The 17070-nt window shown below is 62.5% G+C and carries 19 protein-coding genes; 7 read left to right on the top strand and 12 right to left on the bottom strand.

Annotated elements, in window-relative coordinates:
- Both GV818_RS12145 and GV818_RS12140 read right to left on the bottom strand, forming a co-directional pair.
- A partial coding sequence (locus GV818_RS12145; RefSeq protein WP_161776653.1) for a FecR/PupR family sigma factor regulator occupies positions 1-258 on the bottom strand: 258 nt, incomplete at its 3' end.
- 63 nt (positions 259-321) lie between these two features.
- Positions 322-843: an RNA polymerase sigma factor gene (locus GV818_RS12140; protein ID WP_161756469.1), complete on the bottom strand. Its 522-nt coding sequence runs from the start codon at positions 841-843 to the stop codon at positions 322-324.
- A gap of 303 nt (positions 844-1146) precedes the next feature.
- Between GV818_RS12140 and aroQ the strand changes: the two genes are divergently transcribed.
- On the top strand, positions 1147-1596 hold the full coding sequence (gene aroQ, locus GV818_RS12135; protein ID WP_161756470.1) for a type II 3-dehydroquinate dehydratase: 450 nt from the start codon (positions 1147-1149) through the stop codon (positions 1594-1596).
- The gene (locus tag GV818_RS12130; protein WP_161756471.1) at positions 1593-2447 is read left to right on the top strand and encodes a shikimate dehydrogenase; all 855 of its coding nucleotides are present in this window, start codon (positions 1593-1595) and stop codon (positions 2445-2447) included. The genes aroQ and GV818_RS12130 overlap by 4 nt, the downstream gene beginning before the upstream one ends.
- Before the next feature lie 51 nt (positions 2448-2498).
- Here the strand turns inward: GV818_RS12130 and GV818_RS12125 are convergent, their stop codons facing one another.
- From GV818_RS12125 to quiC, 3 genes are all read right to left on the bottom strand, one after another.
- Entirely contained in the window at positions 2499-2723 is a 225-nt protein-coding gene (locus GV818_RS12125) for a hypothetical protein (protein ID WP_161756472.1), read from the bottom strand.
- 113 nt (positions 2724-2836) lie between these two features.
- Positions 2837-3514 carry a TetR/AcrR family transcriptional regulator gene (locus tag GV818_RS12120; protein ID WP_161756473.1) on the bottom strand — a complete coding sequence of 226 codons (678 nt, stop codon included), beginning with the start codon at positions 3512-3514 and terminating at the stop codon, positions 2837-2839.
- A gap of 104 nt (positions 3515-3618) precedes the next feature.
- A complete protein-coding gene (gene quiC / locus GV818_RS12115) occupies positions 3619-5529 on the bottom strand; it encodes a 3-dehydroshikimate dehydratase QuiC (protein WP_161756474.1) in 1911 nt (636 codons plus the stop codon).
- On the opposite strand from quiC, the gene GV818_RS12110 reads away from it, so the two are divergent.
- Both GV818_RS12110 and GV818_RS12105 read left to right on the top strand, forming a co-directional pair.
- Positions 5528-5671, top strand: a complete 144-nt coding sequence (locus GV818_RS12110; RefSeq protein WP_161776652.1) for a hypothetical protein — start codon at positions 5528-5530, stop codon at positions 5669-5671. The two genes, quiC and GV818_RS12110, sit on opposite strands and share 2 nt — an antisense overlap.
- 385 nt (positions 5672-6056) lie before the next feature.
- Positions 6057-7391: an MFS transporter gene (locus tag GV818_RS12105; protein ID WP_161756476.1), complete on the top strand. Its 1335-nt coding sequence runs from the start codon at positions 6057-6059 to the stop codon at positions 7389-7391.
- A 57-nt stretch (positions 7392-7448) separates the two neighbouring features.
- Here the strand turns inward: GV818_RS12105 and GV818_RS12100 are convergent, their stop codons facing one another.
- From GV818_RS12100 to GV818_RS12085, 4 genes are all read right to left on the bottom strand, one after another.
- Positions 7449-8327, bottom strand: a complete 879-nt coding sequence (locus GV818_RS12100) for a DMT family transporter (protein ID WP_161776651.1) — start codon at positions 8325-8327, stop codon at positions 7449-7451.
- Between the two features lie 111 nt (positions 8328-8438).
- A complete protein-coding gene (locus tag GV818_RS12095) occupies positions 8439-9254 on the bottom strand; it encodes a sugar phosphate isomerase/epimerase family protein (protein ID WP_161756478.1) in 816 nt (271 codons plus the stop codon).
- 7 nt (positions 9255-9261) lie between these two features.
- On the bottom strand, positions 9262-10314 hold the full coding sequence (locus GV818_RS12090; RefSeq protein ID WP_161776650.1) for a Gfo/Idh/MocA family protein: 1053 nt from the start codon (positions 10312-10314) through the stop codon (positions 9262-9264).
- A gap of 282 nt (positions 10315-10596) precedes the next feature.
- Positions 10597-11373: an IclR family transcriptional regulator gene (locus tag GV818_RS12085; protein ID WP_161756480.1), complete on the bottom strand. Its 777-nt coding sequence runs from the start codon at positions 11371-11373 to the stop codon at positions 10597-10599.
- A 306-nt stretch (positions 11374-11679) separates the two neighbouring features.
- Here GV818_RS12085 and GV818_RS12080 point away from each other — a divergent pair, with 306 nt between their 5' ends.
- Positions 11680-12528 carry an aldo/keto reductase gene (locus GV818_RS12080; RefSeq protein WP_161776649.1) on the top strand — a complete coding sequence of 283 codons (849 nt, stop codon included), beginning with the start codon at positions 11680-11682 and terminating at the stop codon, positions 12526-12528.
- A 148-nt stretch (positions 12529-12676) separates the two neighbouring features.
- Here the strand turns inward: GV818_RS12080 and pcaG are convergent, their stop codons facing one another.
- The 3 genes from pcaG to pcaQ form a co-directional block, all read right to left on the bottom strand.
- Positions 12677-13282 carry a protocatechuate 3,4-dioxygenase subunit alpha gene (gene pcaG / locus GV818_RS12075; protein WP_161756482.1) on the bottom strand — a complete coding sequence of 202 codons (606 nt, stop codon included), beginning with the start codon at positions 13280-13282 and terminating at the stop codon, positions 12677-12679.
- A gap of 10 nt (positions 13283-13292) precedes the next feature.
- Positions 13293-14012 carry a protocatechuate 3,4-dioxygenase subunit beta gene (pcaH, locus tag GV818_RS12070; protein ID WP_161756483.1) on the bottom strand — a complete coding sequence of 240 codons (720 nt, stop codon included), beginning with the start codon at positions 14010-14012 and terminating at the stop codon, positions 13293-13295.
- 103 nt (positions 14013-14115) lie between these two features.
- Positions 14116-15045: a pca operon transcription factor PcaQ gene (pcaQ, locus tag GV818_RS12065; RefSeq protein WP_161756484.1), complete on the bottom strand. Its 930-nt coding sequence runs from the start codon at positions 15043-15045 to the stop codon at positions 14116-14118.
- Between the two features lie 140 nt (positions 15046-15185).
- On the opposite strand from pcaQ, the gene ypfJ reads away from it, so the two are divergent.
- Both ypfJ and GV818_RS12055 read left to right on the top strand, forming a co-directional pair.
- Entirely contained in the window at positions 15186-16082 is an 897-nt protein-coding gene (ypfJ, locus tag GV818_RS12060) for a KPN_02809 family neutral zinc metallopeptidase (protein WP_161776648.1), read from the top strand.
- Positions 16083-17054, top strand: a complete 972-nt coding sequence (locus GV818_RS12055; protein ID WP_161776647.1) for an alpha/beta hydrolase — start codon at positions 16083-16085, stop codon at positions 17052-17054.
- Positions 17055-17070: the final 16 nt, after the last annotated feature.

Here is a 17070-nt window from a genome sequence, read left to right as displayed (position 1 = left end):
GAGACAGGGCGGGGGCGGAGCAAGCGCACGATGGGGGGCATGAAGCGCCCCCGGCTCGATATCCTGCGCAGCTAAATCCCCCAGCACCGCCCAGGTCTGCCGGGCGAAACCCAGGGCCTCGACATGACGCGGGTCCTCGGCCTGCCACTGTTGCAGTTCGGCCTGCTCGGCGGCGCTCAAAGGCGCGGCATGCAAACGCACCGCCCAGTCGGCGGCGGCCTCAGTGATACTGCGCTCTTGCGGACCCTGGCTATTCACGTGTGAATCTCGATTTCTCGTTATGTATAAGCAGTGACGTCTGAACCCGACTTTTACCGTAATTCATTCGTCGGCCGCTGGGCCTTCTGCGCCCTGCAGGCGTTGCATGACATACGCCAAGGCCTTGGCCAAGTGCTTCTGCACTGAACTGTCAGAGATGTTCAAATGCCGCGCCACCTCGGCATGAGTCATGCCCTCGAGGCGGTTCAGGCGGAAGATCTCCCGAGTGCGCTCCGGCAACTCGGCCACTGCCTGTTTCAATGCCATGCGCTGTTGCTGCGCCATCGCCTGAGCCTCCAGCCCGGCCACATCATCCTCGATCTCGGCCAGCACTTCATGGGGCACGGTTTCGGTCTTGCGCCGTGCTTCCTGTCGGACATGGTCGATCAGAAGATTGTTCGCCGTGCGGTAGAGATAGCCCTGGGAGTTGTCGATACGTTCGCCACGGGTCTGCTCCGCCAGGCGCAGGAAACTCTCCTGGACCAGATCAGCCGCCAACTGAGGGTCCCGTACCCGGCGCGCCAGGTACCCACGCAGGGCAGCGGCATGCTTGAGAAACAGTCCCTTGAGATCCATGTCCGACAAACCGACTCCCTGGAGCATGAAGGAAATTGCCGGGCATCTTACGGCCAGTCGAGAATGATTTTCAATTGATATAAGCGCTCAATATCTCCTGGAACCTTCAATCCCGCGGCCAGCCTTGCACCGCCACGGACGGACCGGCCCCTCAACGTACTCAACCGGCCCGTTCGATTACCGAACACTTATTGACCTATCCCGCTGTTGCTCGAGGGTCGCCAATTGACCAAATTAACTAGTTGGTACAATTTACCCCTAACGCCTCGTACCTTCTCCCGAGGCTCACAATAACAACGGAGATCTACCCTCATGCGCCCTATCGTTCTGGTGCTCAACGGCCCGAACCTGAACTTGCTCGGCACCCGTGAACCTGCCACCTACGGCCACCAAACCCTGGCTGATATCTCCGCCCTGTGCGGCCGTACCGCCGAGGAGCTGAACCTTGGCGTGGAATTTCGCCAGACCAACCACGAAGGCGAGTTGCTCGACTGGATTCACGCCGCCCGTGGGCGCTGTGCCGGTATCGTGATCAACCCGGCAGCCTGGACTCACACCTCGGTGGCGATCCGCGATGCGCTGGTGGCCAGCGAGCTGCCGGTAATCGAAGTACACCTGTCCAATGTCCACGCCCGCGAACCGTTCCGGCATCACTCGTTTGTCTCGGGCATCGCCCTGGCGGTGATGTGCGGCTTTGGCAGCCACGGCTACCGCCTGGCGCTGGAACACTTCAGCCTGCGGTTCAAGGAGCAAGGCGCATGACGGGGCACACTGGCGTACTCGCCGGGCTGATTGGCGCCGGCATCCAGGCTTCACGGACCCCGGCCCTGCATGAACATGAGGGAGATGCCCAGGGTCTGCGTTACCTGTACCGACTGATCGACCTGGACCCGTTGGGCCTGGATAGCAGTGCCCTGCCCGAGCTACTGAGCGCCGCCGAACGGATGAGCTTCACCGGCCTGAACATCACCTTCCCCTGCAAGCAGAGCATTCTGCCACTGCTCGACGAACTGTCCCCGGAGGCCCGCGGCATCGGCGCGGTCAACACCGTGGTGCTCAAGGATGGCAAGCGCGTCGGCCACAACACCGACTGCCTGGGTTTTGCCGAGGGCTTTCGTCGCGGCCTGCAAGGCGTCGCACGACGCCACGTAGTGCAGATGGGCGCTGGCGGCGCCGGGGCGGCTGTGGCTCACGCGCTGCTCAGTGAGGGCGTGGAGCAACTGAGTATTTTCGATGTGGAAAACCTGCGCGCGCAGAGCCTGGCGGACAACCTCAACCAGCATTTCGGTGCCGGCCGGGCCAAGGCCGGGGGCGACCTGCCCAGCACGCTGGCAGATGCCGACGGCCTGGTGAACACCACGCCCATGGGCATGGCCAAGCTGCCGGGCATGCCGGTGCCGGTGGAGTTGCTGCGGGCGGACCTGTGGGTCGCCGAGATCGTCTATTTCCCGCTGGAAACCGAGCTGCTGCGCAACGCCCGCGCCCTGGGTTGCCGGACCCTGGATGGCGGCACCATGGCGGTATTCCAGGCGGTCAAGGCGTTCGAGCTGTTCAGCGGCCAGCGTGCCGACCCGCAGCGCATGCTGGCGCATTTTCAGCGCATGAACGGCTGAAACGCGGATGTCTGTAGCCGCTGTCATAGACAGCGGCTACAGGAGGCGCGGTTACTCGGACTTGAGCTGCAAACGCGAGAGCAAGCCGATCAACAGCACGTTGAACAGGATCATCAACAAGCTGCCAAGGATCCCTACCACGCTGATCAGCGAAGACGGCAACCAATCGAACAGGCTCAAGCCGGTCAGGGACAGCAGGCGTTCGCCGAACCAGAACGTGTCTACCACGATCATCAGGATCAGGATGATTTTCAGCGTTGGAACCGGGTTGCCCATGGTGCCTTCCTTGTCGTGTGTGGGGGATAGAAGCTGGAGGGTAGCGAGGCGATCTTACGGGTGCTTTCACAGGCAAGCCAGCGCCCACACACCAGGGCCTGCTACCAGCAGGCTCAGGCTTGCAGGTAGCGCAACACCGATTCGCAGATCATTTCCCGGTGCCGCTGCTTGATGCTTTCGTCCGGCAGGTCGATCTGGAAGATCTCGCCAAAGGTGTGCCGATTCGACACCCGATAGAAACAGAACGAACTGATCAGCAAATGCACATCCAGAGGGTCCAGGCCGCTACGGAACACGCCATCCTGCGCGCCGCGCTCAAGAATCTCGCCCAGGGCGTCGAGGATCGTGTTGTTCATGGCCTTGATCACGCTGGACTGCTTCACGTACTCGGCCTTGTGGATATTTTCGATGCTGACGATACGCACGAAATCCACGTTGCGGTCGTGGTGATCGAAGGTGAATTCCACCAATCGGCGAATCGCCTCGCGCGGTCTCAGCTCCGCCAGGTGCAAGCGGCTCTCGGTGCTGCGAATGTCGCCGTAGAGTTTCTCTAGGACTTCGACGTACAGCTGCTCCTTGCTGCCGAAGTAGTAATAGATCATGCGTTTTGAGGTATGGATGCGCTCGGCGATCGCATCCACCCGCGCACCGGACAAGCCCTGCTGGACGAACTCGACAATGGCTTCTTGAAGGATGTTCTCGCGGGTCTTTTCCGGGTTGTTCTTGCGACTTTTGCGCGGCTCGAGAGCTGGCTCATCGGGCGCAATCGAGCGTTCACTGGTCATTGTCATTATGGGCTCACGGCCATCACTGCACACGCGGGCGATTATGGGCCGCGTCCTGTAGCGAAAGAAAGTACAGAGGCGCTGGATTGCCGCCTCCCTTTACCAATCCGCTACAACTTGGCCTGGCGCACCGCGCCGCTGCGGGACTTGGCCATGGCTGCCAGCCGTACAGCGACGTTGGCCGCGCCATAACCGGCATAGCCATTCTTGCGCTGGATGATCTCGAAGAAGAACCGCCCCTCGAACGCTTCGGTGTAGACGTGAAACAGCTCGCCACCCTGGGTATCGCGGTCATACAGGACGTTGTAGTAGGCCAGTTCGCTGAGGAACTCATCGTCGAAATCAAAACGCGCCGCCAGGTCATCGTAGTAGTTGAGCGGGATATCCAGCAGCGGAACGCCCGCCTCCTTGGCGCGGCTGACTTCGGCGAAGATGTCGTCGCAATCAAAAGCGATGTGGTGCACCCCCGAGCCGCGATAGCTGGACAGCGCATGGGAGATCGCGGTGTTGCGATTCTCCGAGATGTTCAAGGGCAAGCGGATCGAGCTGCAGCGACTGCGCAAGGCGCGGCTCTTCACCAGGCCATAAGGGTCGGGCAACACCACTTCGTCATCGGCCTCGAAGTCCAGCAGGCTCTTGTAGAACAGCACCCAGCTGTCGAGGCTGTCCGCCGGCAAGGCCATCGCCATGTGATCGATGCGCTTGAGGCCGCCCTGGGCCATGACATCACCGTGCATGTTGAAATCGATGTCGTACAGGTGCTGGCCGCCCTGCTGCTGGTCCACCAGGTAGATCAGGCTGCCATCGGGTTCGCGCACCGCCGCCAGTTCCAACTCGTTGGGCCCCACCAGACCGCGATAGGGCTGGCCCTTGTAGGCCACTGCCCGCTCCAGGGCCTTGGCACTGTCCTTGACCCGGATTGCCGTGGCACACACCGAAGGACCGTGAGCCTCGAAGAAGCTGTGGGCAAAGGAATAGGGTTCGGAGTTGAGGATCAGGTTGATGTCCCCCTGGCGCATCAGGCTGACGCTCTTCGAGCGGTGCTGCCCGACCTTGGCAAAGCCCAGGCGCTCCAGCCAGCCACCAAGCTTGGCTCCCAGGGCGTCGTCCACGGCAAACTCGAGGAACTCGGTACCGCCATAGGCCTCTATGGCCGGCGGAGCGAACAGGATATCCAGGTTGGCCACCGGTTGCGCTTCCTGCAGCAGGCGCTCGCGGGTCTTCTCTTCCAGGTACAGCAACGAGCGCAGACCGTCGGCAGCATTGGCCCGGGGCGGCGCGGCGCGAAAGCCGTCGTTGAAAACCTCCAGGGACAGCGGGCCGGTGTAACCGCTCTTGATGATCGGCGCCAGGAACCCCGGCAGATCGAACTCGCCCTGACCGGGGAAACAACGAAAATGCCGACTCCACTCCAGGACGTCCATGGCCAGGATCGGTGCATCGGCCATCTGCACAAAGAAGATCTTGTCTCCCGGAATCTGCGCTATCGCCGAAGGGTCGCCCTTGAGCGACAGAGTATGGAAACTGTCCAGCAACACCCCGAGGTTCGGGTGGTTGGCACTGCGAACGATATCCCAGACCTGTTGATAAGTATTGACGTGGCGTCCCCAGGCCAGGGCTTCGTAGCCAATGCGCAAACCACGCACGGCGGCGCGTTCGGCCAACTGGTGCAAATCGTCGATGAGGATCTGCCGATCCCCCAGGCTGTCTGCCGAGGCGTTGCTGCACACCAGCACCAGGTCGGTGCCCAACTCCTGCATCAGGTCGAATTTTCGCTCGGCGCGTTCCAGGTTGCGCGGCAGGCGGTCGCGGCGACAGCCTTCAAAATCCCGGAACGGCTGGAACAGGGTGATGGCGATGCCCAGGTCGGCGCACATCTGTCTGATTTCACGAGGGCTGCCGTCGTAGTAGAGCAGGTCGTTCTCAAAAATCTCCACCCCATCGAACCCGGCGGCGGCAATGGCTTCGAGCTTTTCCGGCAGGGTGCCGCTCAAGGACACGGTGGCAATGGAACGCTGCATGATTCAACTCCCGGATAATGATGGCCGGTTGCGCCCGCGCCTTTTATTGGATGCAGCGGATTATTCCACACAGTCGCTTAAAGTGTACGAACCAGTTAGTTTTGTGTTCGATTATCGAACAAAAAGCGGAATGGCGAATTGACGATTTTTCAGCCACTGCGCACCATCGACAGCACATTGAGCCTGCCCACAAACCCAAGGCTTCAATCACCCAGACCCAGAACACACCATAAAAATTTCAAAAATCGGGTACACCCTCATGCTTGCACTCAACGCCCCGCACCGCTGCACATCCCTTTGGCTCACACCTGGAACGGCCTCAATCGGCACTCTGGATCACGACGCGCTACACCCCTGAGTTGCATGTCGTACCTATGGCGTTCGCCTGCCCGAGATCAACGGCACGACGAACCTACCCAGCCGATCAATCACCCAGTCCAGGGCTGCCACGCCCCCACTGACGATTGATCACGCGCCCTTGAGTTTCGACGACCCCTGGTTCGTCAGTCACTGAACGGATGGCTTACATGATTCCTTCCCAAAGCTCTCGCATCGCCCCGAGCCTCAGCGTCGCCGGCGGTATCGGCGACAAGATCCGCGGCGCACTGGCCGTCGGCAAGACGCGCTGGAGCATGCTCGCCCTGGTGTTTTTCGCCACCACCCTGAACTACATCGATCGCGCCGCACTGGGCGTGATGCAGCCGATCCTGGCCAAGGAAATGAGCTGGACGGCGATGGACTACGCCAACATCAACTTCTGGTTCCAAGTCGGATACGCCGTGGGCTTCGTGCTCCAGGGACGCCTGATCGACCGCGTCGGGGTCAAGCGGGTGTTCTTCTTCGCCGTGCTGCTGTGGAGCCTGGCCACTGGCGCCCATGGCCTGGCCACTTCGGCGGCGGGGTTCATGGTCTGCCGCTTCATTCTCGGGCTCACCGAAGCGGCCAACTACCCGGCCTGCGTGAAGACCACGCGCCTGTGGTTCCCGGCCGGCGAGCGGGCCGTGGCCACCGGCATCTTCAACGCCGGGACCAACGTCGGCGCGATGTTCACGCCGATGCTGCTGCCGTTGATCCTGCACGCCTGGGGCTGGCAGGCCGCGTTCCTGTGCATGGCGGCACTGGGCGGTGTGTGGCTGCTGTTCTGGGGCCTGAAGTACTTCAACCCGGAAGATCACCCCAGCGTCAAAGCCTCGGAGTTGGCGTACATCCAGCAGCAAGTCGAGCCCGAAGAAACCCGCGTGCCCTTCAGCCGCATCCTGCGCATGCGTGGCACCTGGGCCTTCGCCATCGCCTACTCGCTTACCGCACCGGTGTTCTGGTTCTACCTGTACTGGCTGCCACCGTTCCTCAATCAGCAGTACAACCTGGGGATCAACGTGACCCAGATGGGCATCCCGCTGATCATCATCTACCTGACGGCCGACTTCGGCAGTGTCGGTGGCGGCATCCTCTCCTCGTTCCTCATCGGTCGCGGGATGAATCCGATCAAGGCCCGACTGCTGTCGATGTTCCTGTTCGCCTGCTGCATCATCGGCGTGATCATGGCTGCCGGCACCGCCAACCTGTGGCTCGCGGTGTTTGCCATCTCCCTGGGAATCGGCGCACACCAGGCCTGGACCGCCAACATCTGGAGCCTGGTGATGGATTACACGCCTAAGCACATGATGAGTACGGTGTTCGGCTTCGGTGGCATGTGCGCGGCCATTGGCGGCATGTTCATGACCCAGATCGTCGGTCACATCCTCACTGCCACCAACAACAACTACACCATATTGTTCACCCTGATCCCGGCGATGTACTTCATAGCCCTGACCTGGATGTACTTCATGGCCCCGCGCAAGATTCCCAACGTCGAAGACTGATGCTCCCCTCGCGCAGGTCCGGTCCCGGGCCTGCGCTTTTTTTCGTCACCCAGCCCTTCACGCACGACGCTGTTGCCAGGCTGCCGCCAGACCGCTGAGGCAGATCACGGCAATCCCCACCTGGGTAATCAGCGGCGGCATGTGACCAAACAGCAGCCAGCCCAGCAGCCCGGCGAAGACGATCTGGCAATAACCGAAAGGCGCCAGCAGGGCCGGTGCCGCCTGACGAAAGGCCTGGGTCAGGAACAGGTGCGCACTCATGCCGCACGCGCCCAGCGCCAACATCAGCAAGCCATGGACAACCCCCGGCGTCTGCCAGAAGAACGGCACCAGCGCACTCATCACCAGGGTGTTGCACAGCCCGGCGAAGAAGTTGCTGGTGGTCGGGCTGTCATGCTCGGCGAGCTTGCGGGTGAGTAGTTGATAGAAACAGAAGAATAGCGCCGAGCAGAACGGCAGCAACACCGCCGGGGTAAAGAGTTCACCGCCCGGGTGGACGATGATCAGCACGCCGATGAAGCCGCAGATGACTGCCAGCCATTGGCCCCGAGTCACCTGTTCACCCAACAGCGGCACCGACAACGCGGTGACCAGCACCGGCGCGAGAAAGTTGACGGCCGTGGCCTCGGCCAGCGGAATGAACAACAGTGCCGAAGTGAACAGCAGGCTGGTACCCAACAGACACAGGGCCCGCACCAACTGCAGCAGCGGCCGCTTGCTGCGCAGCACCCGCAAGCCCGATTGCGGGAGGAAGATCCCGGCCATCAGCAAGGTATGGATCAGGTAGCGCGCCCAGACCACCATGATCACCGGGTAGAACCCCGAGAGGTATTTGGACAGGGCATCGTGGCTGGCGAACAGCAACGTCGCCAGGACGATCAGCAGAATGCCCTTGAAGGGCTGGTTGATCCCGGAGAGGGGCGTGCTGAGGGTCATGGTGTTCCTTGGGTGATGAGCGGATAAACCGCTTCGCCGACAAGCCGGCGTCTACAGGATGATACGCAACCTATAGGAGTCGGCTTGCCTACGAAAGGGTCCCATGCGGGTTCAGATACGAGCCAACAACACCTGGGTTTTGTCCAGGGCCATCTGTGCCCGCTGCAAGGCGGTGACACCCCGCTCCAGCAATTGCAGCGTGGGAATTTCCAGGCTCAGCGGCAGATTATGCGGCAAGCACTGGAGCAGTCCCGCCAGATCACAATCACCCTCCCCCGGGAAACGCCGTTCATTACGCGCCTGGCGCAGGATCTCCTGCATGTCAGCGGGGCAAGGCCCGGCCACATCGCACAACTGTGCATAACGCAGTCGTGCCGGATCAACCTTGGCCAGCGCCTGCAGGCTCGACCGTGAACGATCGAAATGAAAGGCATCCACCAGCACACAGCCATTGTCACGGCCAGCGCTCTCCACCACCCGCACCGCCTGCTCCAGGTTGCACGCATCGGTCCAGGGCATGAACTCCAGATGCGGATGCAGCCCATACGGCACCGCCAGATCGCACAGCGCGGCAAAGTTGTCGGTCATGCGTGCTTCATCGGGATCGTTGCCCGCCACCAGCAACTCGCTGGCGGCGAACTCGGCGCCCACCGCCAGCACCGCCTCGAAATCGCTGATCCGAGTCTGCGGTTTAAGCCGCAGGATCTCCACATCCAGCACCCGTATCCCCGTATCCCGCAGGCGGGCCAGGGTCTGACGGCGCAAACCGGCATCGGCCACCAGCGCAAAGTGGTGTTCTTCCGGGGTTGCCGGTACCAGGCGCAGGCCGACATGGCTGTAGCCGACGCGGGCGGCAACCTCGACCATTTCCGGCGGGGATAGCTCCAGCACGGTCAGGCTCGCCAGGGAAAATATCCGCTCACTCATCAACGTCTCACTCAATCAGGGTTGGGCTGCAGGCACATCCCGTAACGGCGGCCTGGCGAATGGCTTCGATCAAGGCCAGGGTGCGTGCGGCATCGGCAGCGCTGACCAGGGGCTCGACTTCACCCCGCGCTACTTTGACAAAGTGCTGCAGTTGCAGGCGCAGGGCTTCATCCGGGGCGAAGGCCTCCTGCTGCATCAGCAAGGGCTGATGCCAACCGGCGCCGGCTTCGGCGTAGTGCCAGCGCTGGAGTTGAGGAATGCTCAAGGCGCCCTCGGTACCGGCCAGCAGGTAACACGGCTGGTCCGCCTGGCGCGGATACACCGGGTTCTCCCCGGAATCCAGCTCCCAGCTCCAAGGCGCCGCCACCGCATCGGATCCGGTGAGGCTGCCCAGGGCACCATTGTCGAACTGCAACAACACCGCCGCGCAATCCTCGTTGGCGTAACCGCGCACTGCGTTGCTGGTCATGGCCTGGACCTGACGCACCTCACCGCACAGGTGGCGTAGCAGGTCGAGGTCGTGGATCAGATTGGTCAGCAACATCCCCGCACCGGCCTCGCGGCGCCAGGGGATATCGAAGTAGCTGGCGGGTTTCTGCAACTGCCAGAGCGCAGTGACCGTGGTCAGTCGACCAAGGGCACCGCTGTGCACCAACTGATGGGCGCGGGCGATCAACGGGTTGTGTCGCCGGTGATGGCCGACCAGCACCGGCACACCGCTGCGCCGCGATGCGGCCACCAACTCACGCACTTCATTCAGATGCACGCCCACGGGTTTCTCCAGCAACACCGGCACACCGGCGGCCAGGCAGTCCAACGCGGTGCGGACATGCAGGTTATTCGGGTTGGCGATGATCACCGCATCAGGGCGCACTTCCTTGAGCAGGGTCTGATGATCGGTGAAATGTGGCACCTGCCATTGAGCGGCCATCGTGGCGGCCTGGGGCCCAGGATCGGCCACGGCACAGAGCCGGGCCTCACTCAGGGTCTGGAGGTGCTGATAATGCTGCTGCCCCATATTGCCAACGCCGATCAGGGCAATGCGCAGTGGCGGGTTCAATGGCGAATCCTCTTGTGATTGTTATCGGGACACTGAATTCCAAATATTTAGAACTTAGTTCCAATTTCACACAAGAGACATAAAAAATACTGTCCGGTTACCGAACAGCTTTGCATTCAGCCAATGTTGACACCGCAGCCCCTGCGCCCAATCCGCTCAACAACGCCACACGCTACTGGCGACTCGCAGGGCTGCAGCGATCTCAAGTTCGCTGCAGCCCTGCAGGTCCGTTGCCGTCTGCGGCAACGGCGCCATGGGAAATGTGTCGAGAGACGCGCAGGCTCAGTTGAACAGTTCAGACGCCTGGCTGGCGGCCGACAGCTCTTCGGCAAACTGCAGCAGCAACGGCGCCAGTTCATGCAACCGTGCCAGGGGCAGCCGCGCGCTGGGGCCGGCCACGCTGAGCACGCCCACTACCCGGCCATCGATGGGGTGACGCACTACCGCGGCAATCGCCGAGGTGCCCACCGCGGAGCTTTCCTCGACCCAGGCATAACCCTGCTCCCGGGCCAGGCGCAAGCGCTCCAGCAGCTCGATGTTCGAGCGCGGTGCGTTGGGCCCCGGGTCCGGCGGCGTCTCGATAGTCTGGCGTTCGACCAGCGACAAGGCCTCGGCATCGCTCAGGGTGGCGAGCCAGGCATGCCCGGAAGCGGTGTAGAACAATGGCGCCTCGCGCCCCATGTCCGGGTCGTAGCGCAGGCCGGAACGGGCGCCCTGGGACTTGGCGATCCAGGTCTGCCGCTCGCCTTCGATCACCCCCAGGCGCACCAGTTCGCCGCACTCCTGGGCCAACCGGTCGAGCACCGGCTGGACAATGTCCGCACCGCTGACGGACAGGTAGCGAAACCCCATGGCCACCAACCGGGTGGACAGTTGGTAGCGCAAGGTGTCCGGGTTTTGCCGCACGTAGCCCAGGCGGACCAGCTCTGCCAACAGGCGATGGGTCGCACTCTTGGGAATCTCCAGCTGCTCCGCCAGGGTCTGCAGTGGCAGCCCGCGGGGATCACCGGTAAGACGTTCGAGAACGCTGAAGACGCGTTCGATTTGACTGCCAGCCATGGTCGGGTCCCGACAAAATTTGGCCGATTCTAGAGGCAACCGACCGGTTGGGGAACTGGTGCAGCGCTGTTCGATTACCGCCCAGAATCAGTGCAACCCGAGCTAAGCACCCTGCACAACACCTTGTGGCAAGGTAGCCGAGCTCGTATATTTTTTTGGAATTGATTTCCACAAAAAAGCAAACGCGACTGACACCCTAGCGCAATTCGCCGGGCATTTTCTGCCCGGCAGCGCTGCCCCCCACAGCCCGGATCGCCACCTGCTCATTGACTGGGTCGAGCTGTTTCATCCACAGGGAGATTGCCCATGCCGCACGCCATAGATTGCCCCGTTCTGACCCACAGCGGCCTGCACATGCCAAAGCTCGGCCTGGGTACCTGGCCGATGCTCGATAAGGAATGCACCCACGCCGTGGAACAGGCACTGGACCTGGGTTACCGGCACATCGATAGCGCTCAGGCCTACAACAACGAAGATGCCGTAGGCCAGGCCCTGGCCAATACCAGCGTGCCCCGGGAACAGATCCACGTCACCACCAAGGTCTGGTGGGATCAGCTGCAACCCGCAGCCATGCGCCACTCCCTGGAGCGCAGCCTGAAAGCCTTGCGCTGCGACTACGTCGACCTGTTCCACATTCACTGGCCCAGCAGCGACTGGGAGCTGGAACGCAGCATCGAAACCCTGGTCTCGTTCAAGGAACAGGGACTGGTGCGGCACATTGGCGTGGCCAACTTTCCCCTGGCCCTGCTCCGTCGTGTAACCGAGGGATTGGGTGCACCGCTGTCGGCGATTCAGGTGGAGTACCACGTGCTGCTGGGGCAAAGCGGCCTGCTGGACTACGCCCGCAGCCACGACATGGTGCTGACCGCCTATACGCCGCTGGCGCGAAACAAGGTTTCCCAGGTGGCTGAAATCCAACAGATCGCCGCCAAGCATGGCGTGTTGCCAACCCAGGTGGCGTTGAAATGGTTATTGAACCAGGACCATGTGGCAGCGATTCCCAAGGCCAGCAGCCGGGCCAACCAGCTGGCCAACCTGGAGTCCCTCAAACTGCAACTGGACGATGAGGACCGGGTGTTGATCGCCGGCCTGCCCAAGGACCAGCGCCAGGTCAGCCCGGACTTCGCCCCCGCCTGGGACCATTTCCAGCACTGATCCGACCTGCTGCCTTGCACTCCCCGCAGCCGCTTCTCAGGCGATAGCCGTATCACTGCAGGTTGCTCGGGGTTTATCGCCGCCTGCGCTAGCGACCGCTGGGGCCATGCAGCCCCAGGGAAGTTGCCATCCATGGCCTGGCGCGGGTTCAGAAATCGAAGAACACCGTCTCGCCTTCGCCCTGAATACGGATATCAAAACGATAGGCGCGCTGGCCATTCACTTCGCAAGGAAGGGCCAGCAAGGTCTCCCGACGCGGCGCCTGCTCGATCAGGTTCAGTACTGGACACTGGGCATTGGCCTCCGGCTCATCGGCAAAGTACAAGCGCGTGTGCAGGTGAATGTTGATCCCCCGGGCAAACAGCGACAGGTTGATGTGCGGCGCCATCGGCACCCCGGCGGCGTTGTTCACCACCCCAGGCTTGACGGTGTTCAAGGTCCACTCGCCGGCATCGAAGGTGGTCGCGGTGCGGCCAAAACAGTTGAACGGCTTTTGCGTATCGAACACCGGGTCGTAGACCCCGGCATGGTCGGCCTGCCAGAACTCCAGGAACGAGTCCCGCACCAGGTGGCCATTGCCATCGTAGACGTGGCCCAGCAACAAAATCCGCTCACCCGGCGCCTCGGGCTTGGCCATCTGGTTCCAGATCTCCTCGGGACGGGACGGGTTTCCCGCCGCCGCCAGGGCCAGGCCGATATGCACGTATGGGCCGGCCGTTTGCGAGGGGGTTTCAGGCAACAATTGAACAGGCATGGCAGGCTCCTCAGCAATTCTCGAAGTGGGTCTTGCGCTGGCCGCGCAGCACGATGTCGAAGCGATAGGCCAGGCAATCCATGGGGTTGGCGTGGCCCATGTCCAGGCGCGCGATCAGGCTCTGCACCGCGTCCGGATTGGCGATGGACTTGACGATCGGGCACAGCGGAATCAGCGGGTCGCCTTCGAAATACAGCTGGGTGATCAGGCGCGTGGCAATCGATGGACCGCTGATGGAGAAGTGAATGTGCGCCGGGCGCCAGTCATTCGGGCCGTTGCGCCATGGGTAGGGACCGGGCTTGACGGTGCGGAAGCTGTAGTAGCCGTCACGGTCGGTGAGGGCCCGGCCGACCCCGCCGAAGTTCGGGTCCAGGGGCGCCAGGTAGCGGTCGTTCTTATGCCGATAGCGGCCGCCGGCGTTGGCCTGCCACATCTCTACCAGAGTGTGGGGAATCGGCTTGCCGTACTGATCACAGACCCGTCCGGAGACGATGATCCGCTCCCCCACCGGCAAACCGCCGTTGTTGAAGTTGAGCAGCAGGTCGTTATCGAAACGCCCGGTACGCAGGTGGGAAAAATCCGGGCCGCTGGTTTCGCTCGGCGACTGTGGAATGCTCACCAGCGCCTGGCTCGGGGAACGGGCAACGGAGGTCTTGTAGTCGGGGGTCAGGGCCTTGGGGTGCCAATTACGGTCACGAATCACGAAACGACTGCTGTCTGCATCAGACATGTCGATCTCCTGTTGTTTGATTTATGGAGCGCAGCCCGCACAGTTTCAAACAAACCAGGAGGGTGGAAAATTGAAAAGCCACCCAACACACATAACCAAAAGGTTATGGATAGCTGCCCTCGCGATAGGCCAATCCCACTTCCCTGAGCACCTCTACCGCCCATTGTGCCGCCAGGGACAACGGCAGGCTGGCGTTGCTGGAGATGCCCACCGAGCCCCCGGGTTCGCGCAGGCCCAGCTCCAGTTCCAGCAGCTCGCCGTTGGCCAGATCCAGGCGCACCGCATCCAGGGGAGCGATCCACAGCGCATCGCTGGACAAGGTGTAACGTCGGCTCAGGGCCACCGACAGGGTTTCCAGGCGCTGTCGCGACGGGGCGATGCCACATTGCACGAACAGGCTGTCGGCATGTTTGCGGATACTGGTGCCGGCCAGGGGCAGCACCAGGGGATAGGTACTCACGGCCTCACGATCCAATGGCCCAACCGCCAGCGGATGCTCGGGGCGAGCGACCAGGGTCAGGGATTCGCTGTACAAATGCTCGAAGCTCAGGCCCTGGATCTCCGGGCTCTCGGTCATGCGCCCCACTACCAGGTCGAGATCGCCGACCCGCAGTTGCGAGAGCAGATAGGCACTGGGACCGGTCACCACACTCACCGTCAGCGCCGAATGCCGCTGGTGCAGGCGCCGCATGACTTCCGGCAGCAACAGGCTTTCCACGGTGGACAACACTCCGATGCGCACCAGCCCGGCCGCATACTCGCCACCACGCAGGCTGCTCACGCCTTCGCGCAGGGCCTGCACCGAGGGCCCGGCATAACGCAGGAACGCCCGGCCGGCCTCGGTCAGGCTGAGCCCGGACTTGCTGCGCACGAACAACCGGGTGTCCAGCAACGCCTCCAGTTCCTTGAGGGTTTTCGACATCGCCGGCTGGCTCACCGCCAACACATCAGCGGCACGGGCCAGACTGCCCTGGCGGGCCATTTCAAGAAAACACACCAAGTGACGGAATTTGATGCGGGTATCGATGTTCAATAGGGGGCCCCGAATGTGTCTGGACCGGATCGATCCGGTGCCGGGCCATGGTAGCGTGCGAAAAAATCCCTGACGACCGGACTGGCGCCGGTCTGAGCCACCAGCAACACTGACCAGCAGAAAAAAAACGAGGACTCCCCATGCTTTGGAAAAAAGGCCGGCGCAGCGACAACGTCGTGGATGCGCGAGATGACAGTGGCGGTGGCGGCGGCATGCGTTTCGGCGGCGGCAAGGGCTTGAGCCTGACTGCGATCATCCTGATCGTCGGCATTGGCTGGGCTACCGGCCAGGACCCGCTGCAGATCCTCGGGCAACTGATCGGCCAGAGCGGACAGAGCAGCCAGACTTCGGCCCCGGCCACCACCCAGGCGCGCAAGGTACCGCCGGCCGACGACCAACAGGCCGAGTTCGTCCGCGCGATCCTCGGCGACACCGAAGACACCTGGGGCCAGATCTTCCAGCAGGCCGGCAAGCAGTATCAGCCACCCAAGCTGATTCTGTTCCGCGGCCGGGTCAACTCCGCCTGTGGCGCCGCGACTTCGGCCAGCGGGCCCTTCTACTGCCCGGCCGACCGCCAGGTGTATCTGGACATGGACTTCTTCCGGGAAATGGCCCAGCGCTTTTCCGCCGCCGGGGACTTCGCCCAGGCCTATGTGATTGCCCACGAAGTCGGGCACCACGTACAGACCCTGCTAGGGGTCTCGGCGAAAATCCAGGCCGCGCGCCAGCAAGGCCAGAAAATGCAAGGCGATGGCGGCCTGTTGGTGCGTCAGGAATTGCAGGCCGACTGCCTGGCCGGAGTCTGGGCCTATCACGCCCAGCAACGCCTGAACTGGCTGGAGCCCGGGGATGTGGAAGAGGCCCTGAATGCTGCCAATGCCATCGGCGATGACCGCTTGCAGCAGCAAGGCCAGGGCCGAGTGGTGCCGGACTCCTTCACCCATGGCACCTCGGCGCAACGCGTGCGCTGGTTCAAGACTGGCTTCAGCCAGGGCCAGGTCAGCCAGTGCGACACCTTTGCCACCAAGAATCTGTAGATGCGCCGGTTGCTTGCGGTGTTGCTGTGCCTGGGAAGCTTCGCGACCCAGGCCGCGGATCATGGGGTCAAGGTCGTCAGCCCTGAACAAATGGCCCTGGACGCCGGGCAACTGTCGCTGGGCCTGAGCCAGGATTGGCGCCAGCCGCTGCCCGAAGTGCAGCGAGCCTTGATCATCGTCCATGGCCGGCTGCGCAATGCCCAGACTTATCTGCACAGTGGCGAAAGCGCCGCCGAACAGGCTGGGCAAACCGCCACGACGCTGGTGATTGCCCCACAGTTCCTCAATCAGAGTGACATTGCCCGCCATCATTTGCCGGACACGCTGCTGCGCTGGAAAGGCAACGACTGGATGGCCGGTGAAGCGGCCACTGGCCCTGTCGCCTTGAGCTCCTATGCTGCGCTGGACGCCATCCTGCAACGGTTGAGCGAGCGCAAGCGCTTTCCTGCACTCAAGGAAGTGGTGATTGCCGGTCACTCCGGCGGTGCCCAGGTGGTACAGCGCTATGCCCTGACCACAGGCGCGCATGCCGAGCTGAAACACGCCGGGATCGGCCTGCGCTACGTGATAGCCAATCCTTCGTCTTATGCCTACTTCGATGCCTGGCGGCCGGAGCCCGTCGACCCGACAGCCTGCCCACGCTTCAATGATTGGAAATATGGCCTGAAGCAACTCCCGGCCTATGCCGCCGAGCGCTCACCGGAACGGCTCGAACAAGACTATGCACAACAGGACATCACCTATCTGCTGGGCCAGCAGGACATCGACCCCCATCATCCGGCCCTGGACCGCAGCTGCGCCGCCGAGACCCAGGGCGCCTATCGACTGATTCGTGGTCACAACTACTTCGACTACCTCAAGCGACGTCATCCTCAAGGCTTGCCACAACGCCTGGTGGAGGTGCCTGGGGTCGGCCATGACGGCGACCGGATGCTCACCTCGCCCGAAGGACAGGCAGCACTGTTCCAGTAGGAGCCGGCTTGCCGGC

This window comes from Pseudomonas sp. Fl4BN1 (assembly GCF_009908285.1).
In the GTDB taxonomy this organism is placed as follows: Bacteria; Pseudomonadota; Gammaproteobacteria; order Pseudomonadales; family Pseudomonadaceae; genus Aquipseudomonas.
The sequence above is the reverse complement of the archived record's forward strand: the minus strand, read 5'-3'. Positions and strand labels throughout refer to the sequence as shown.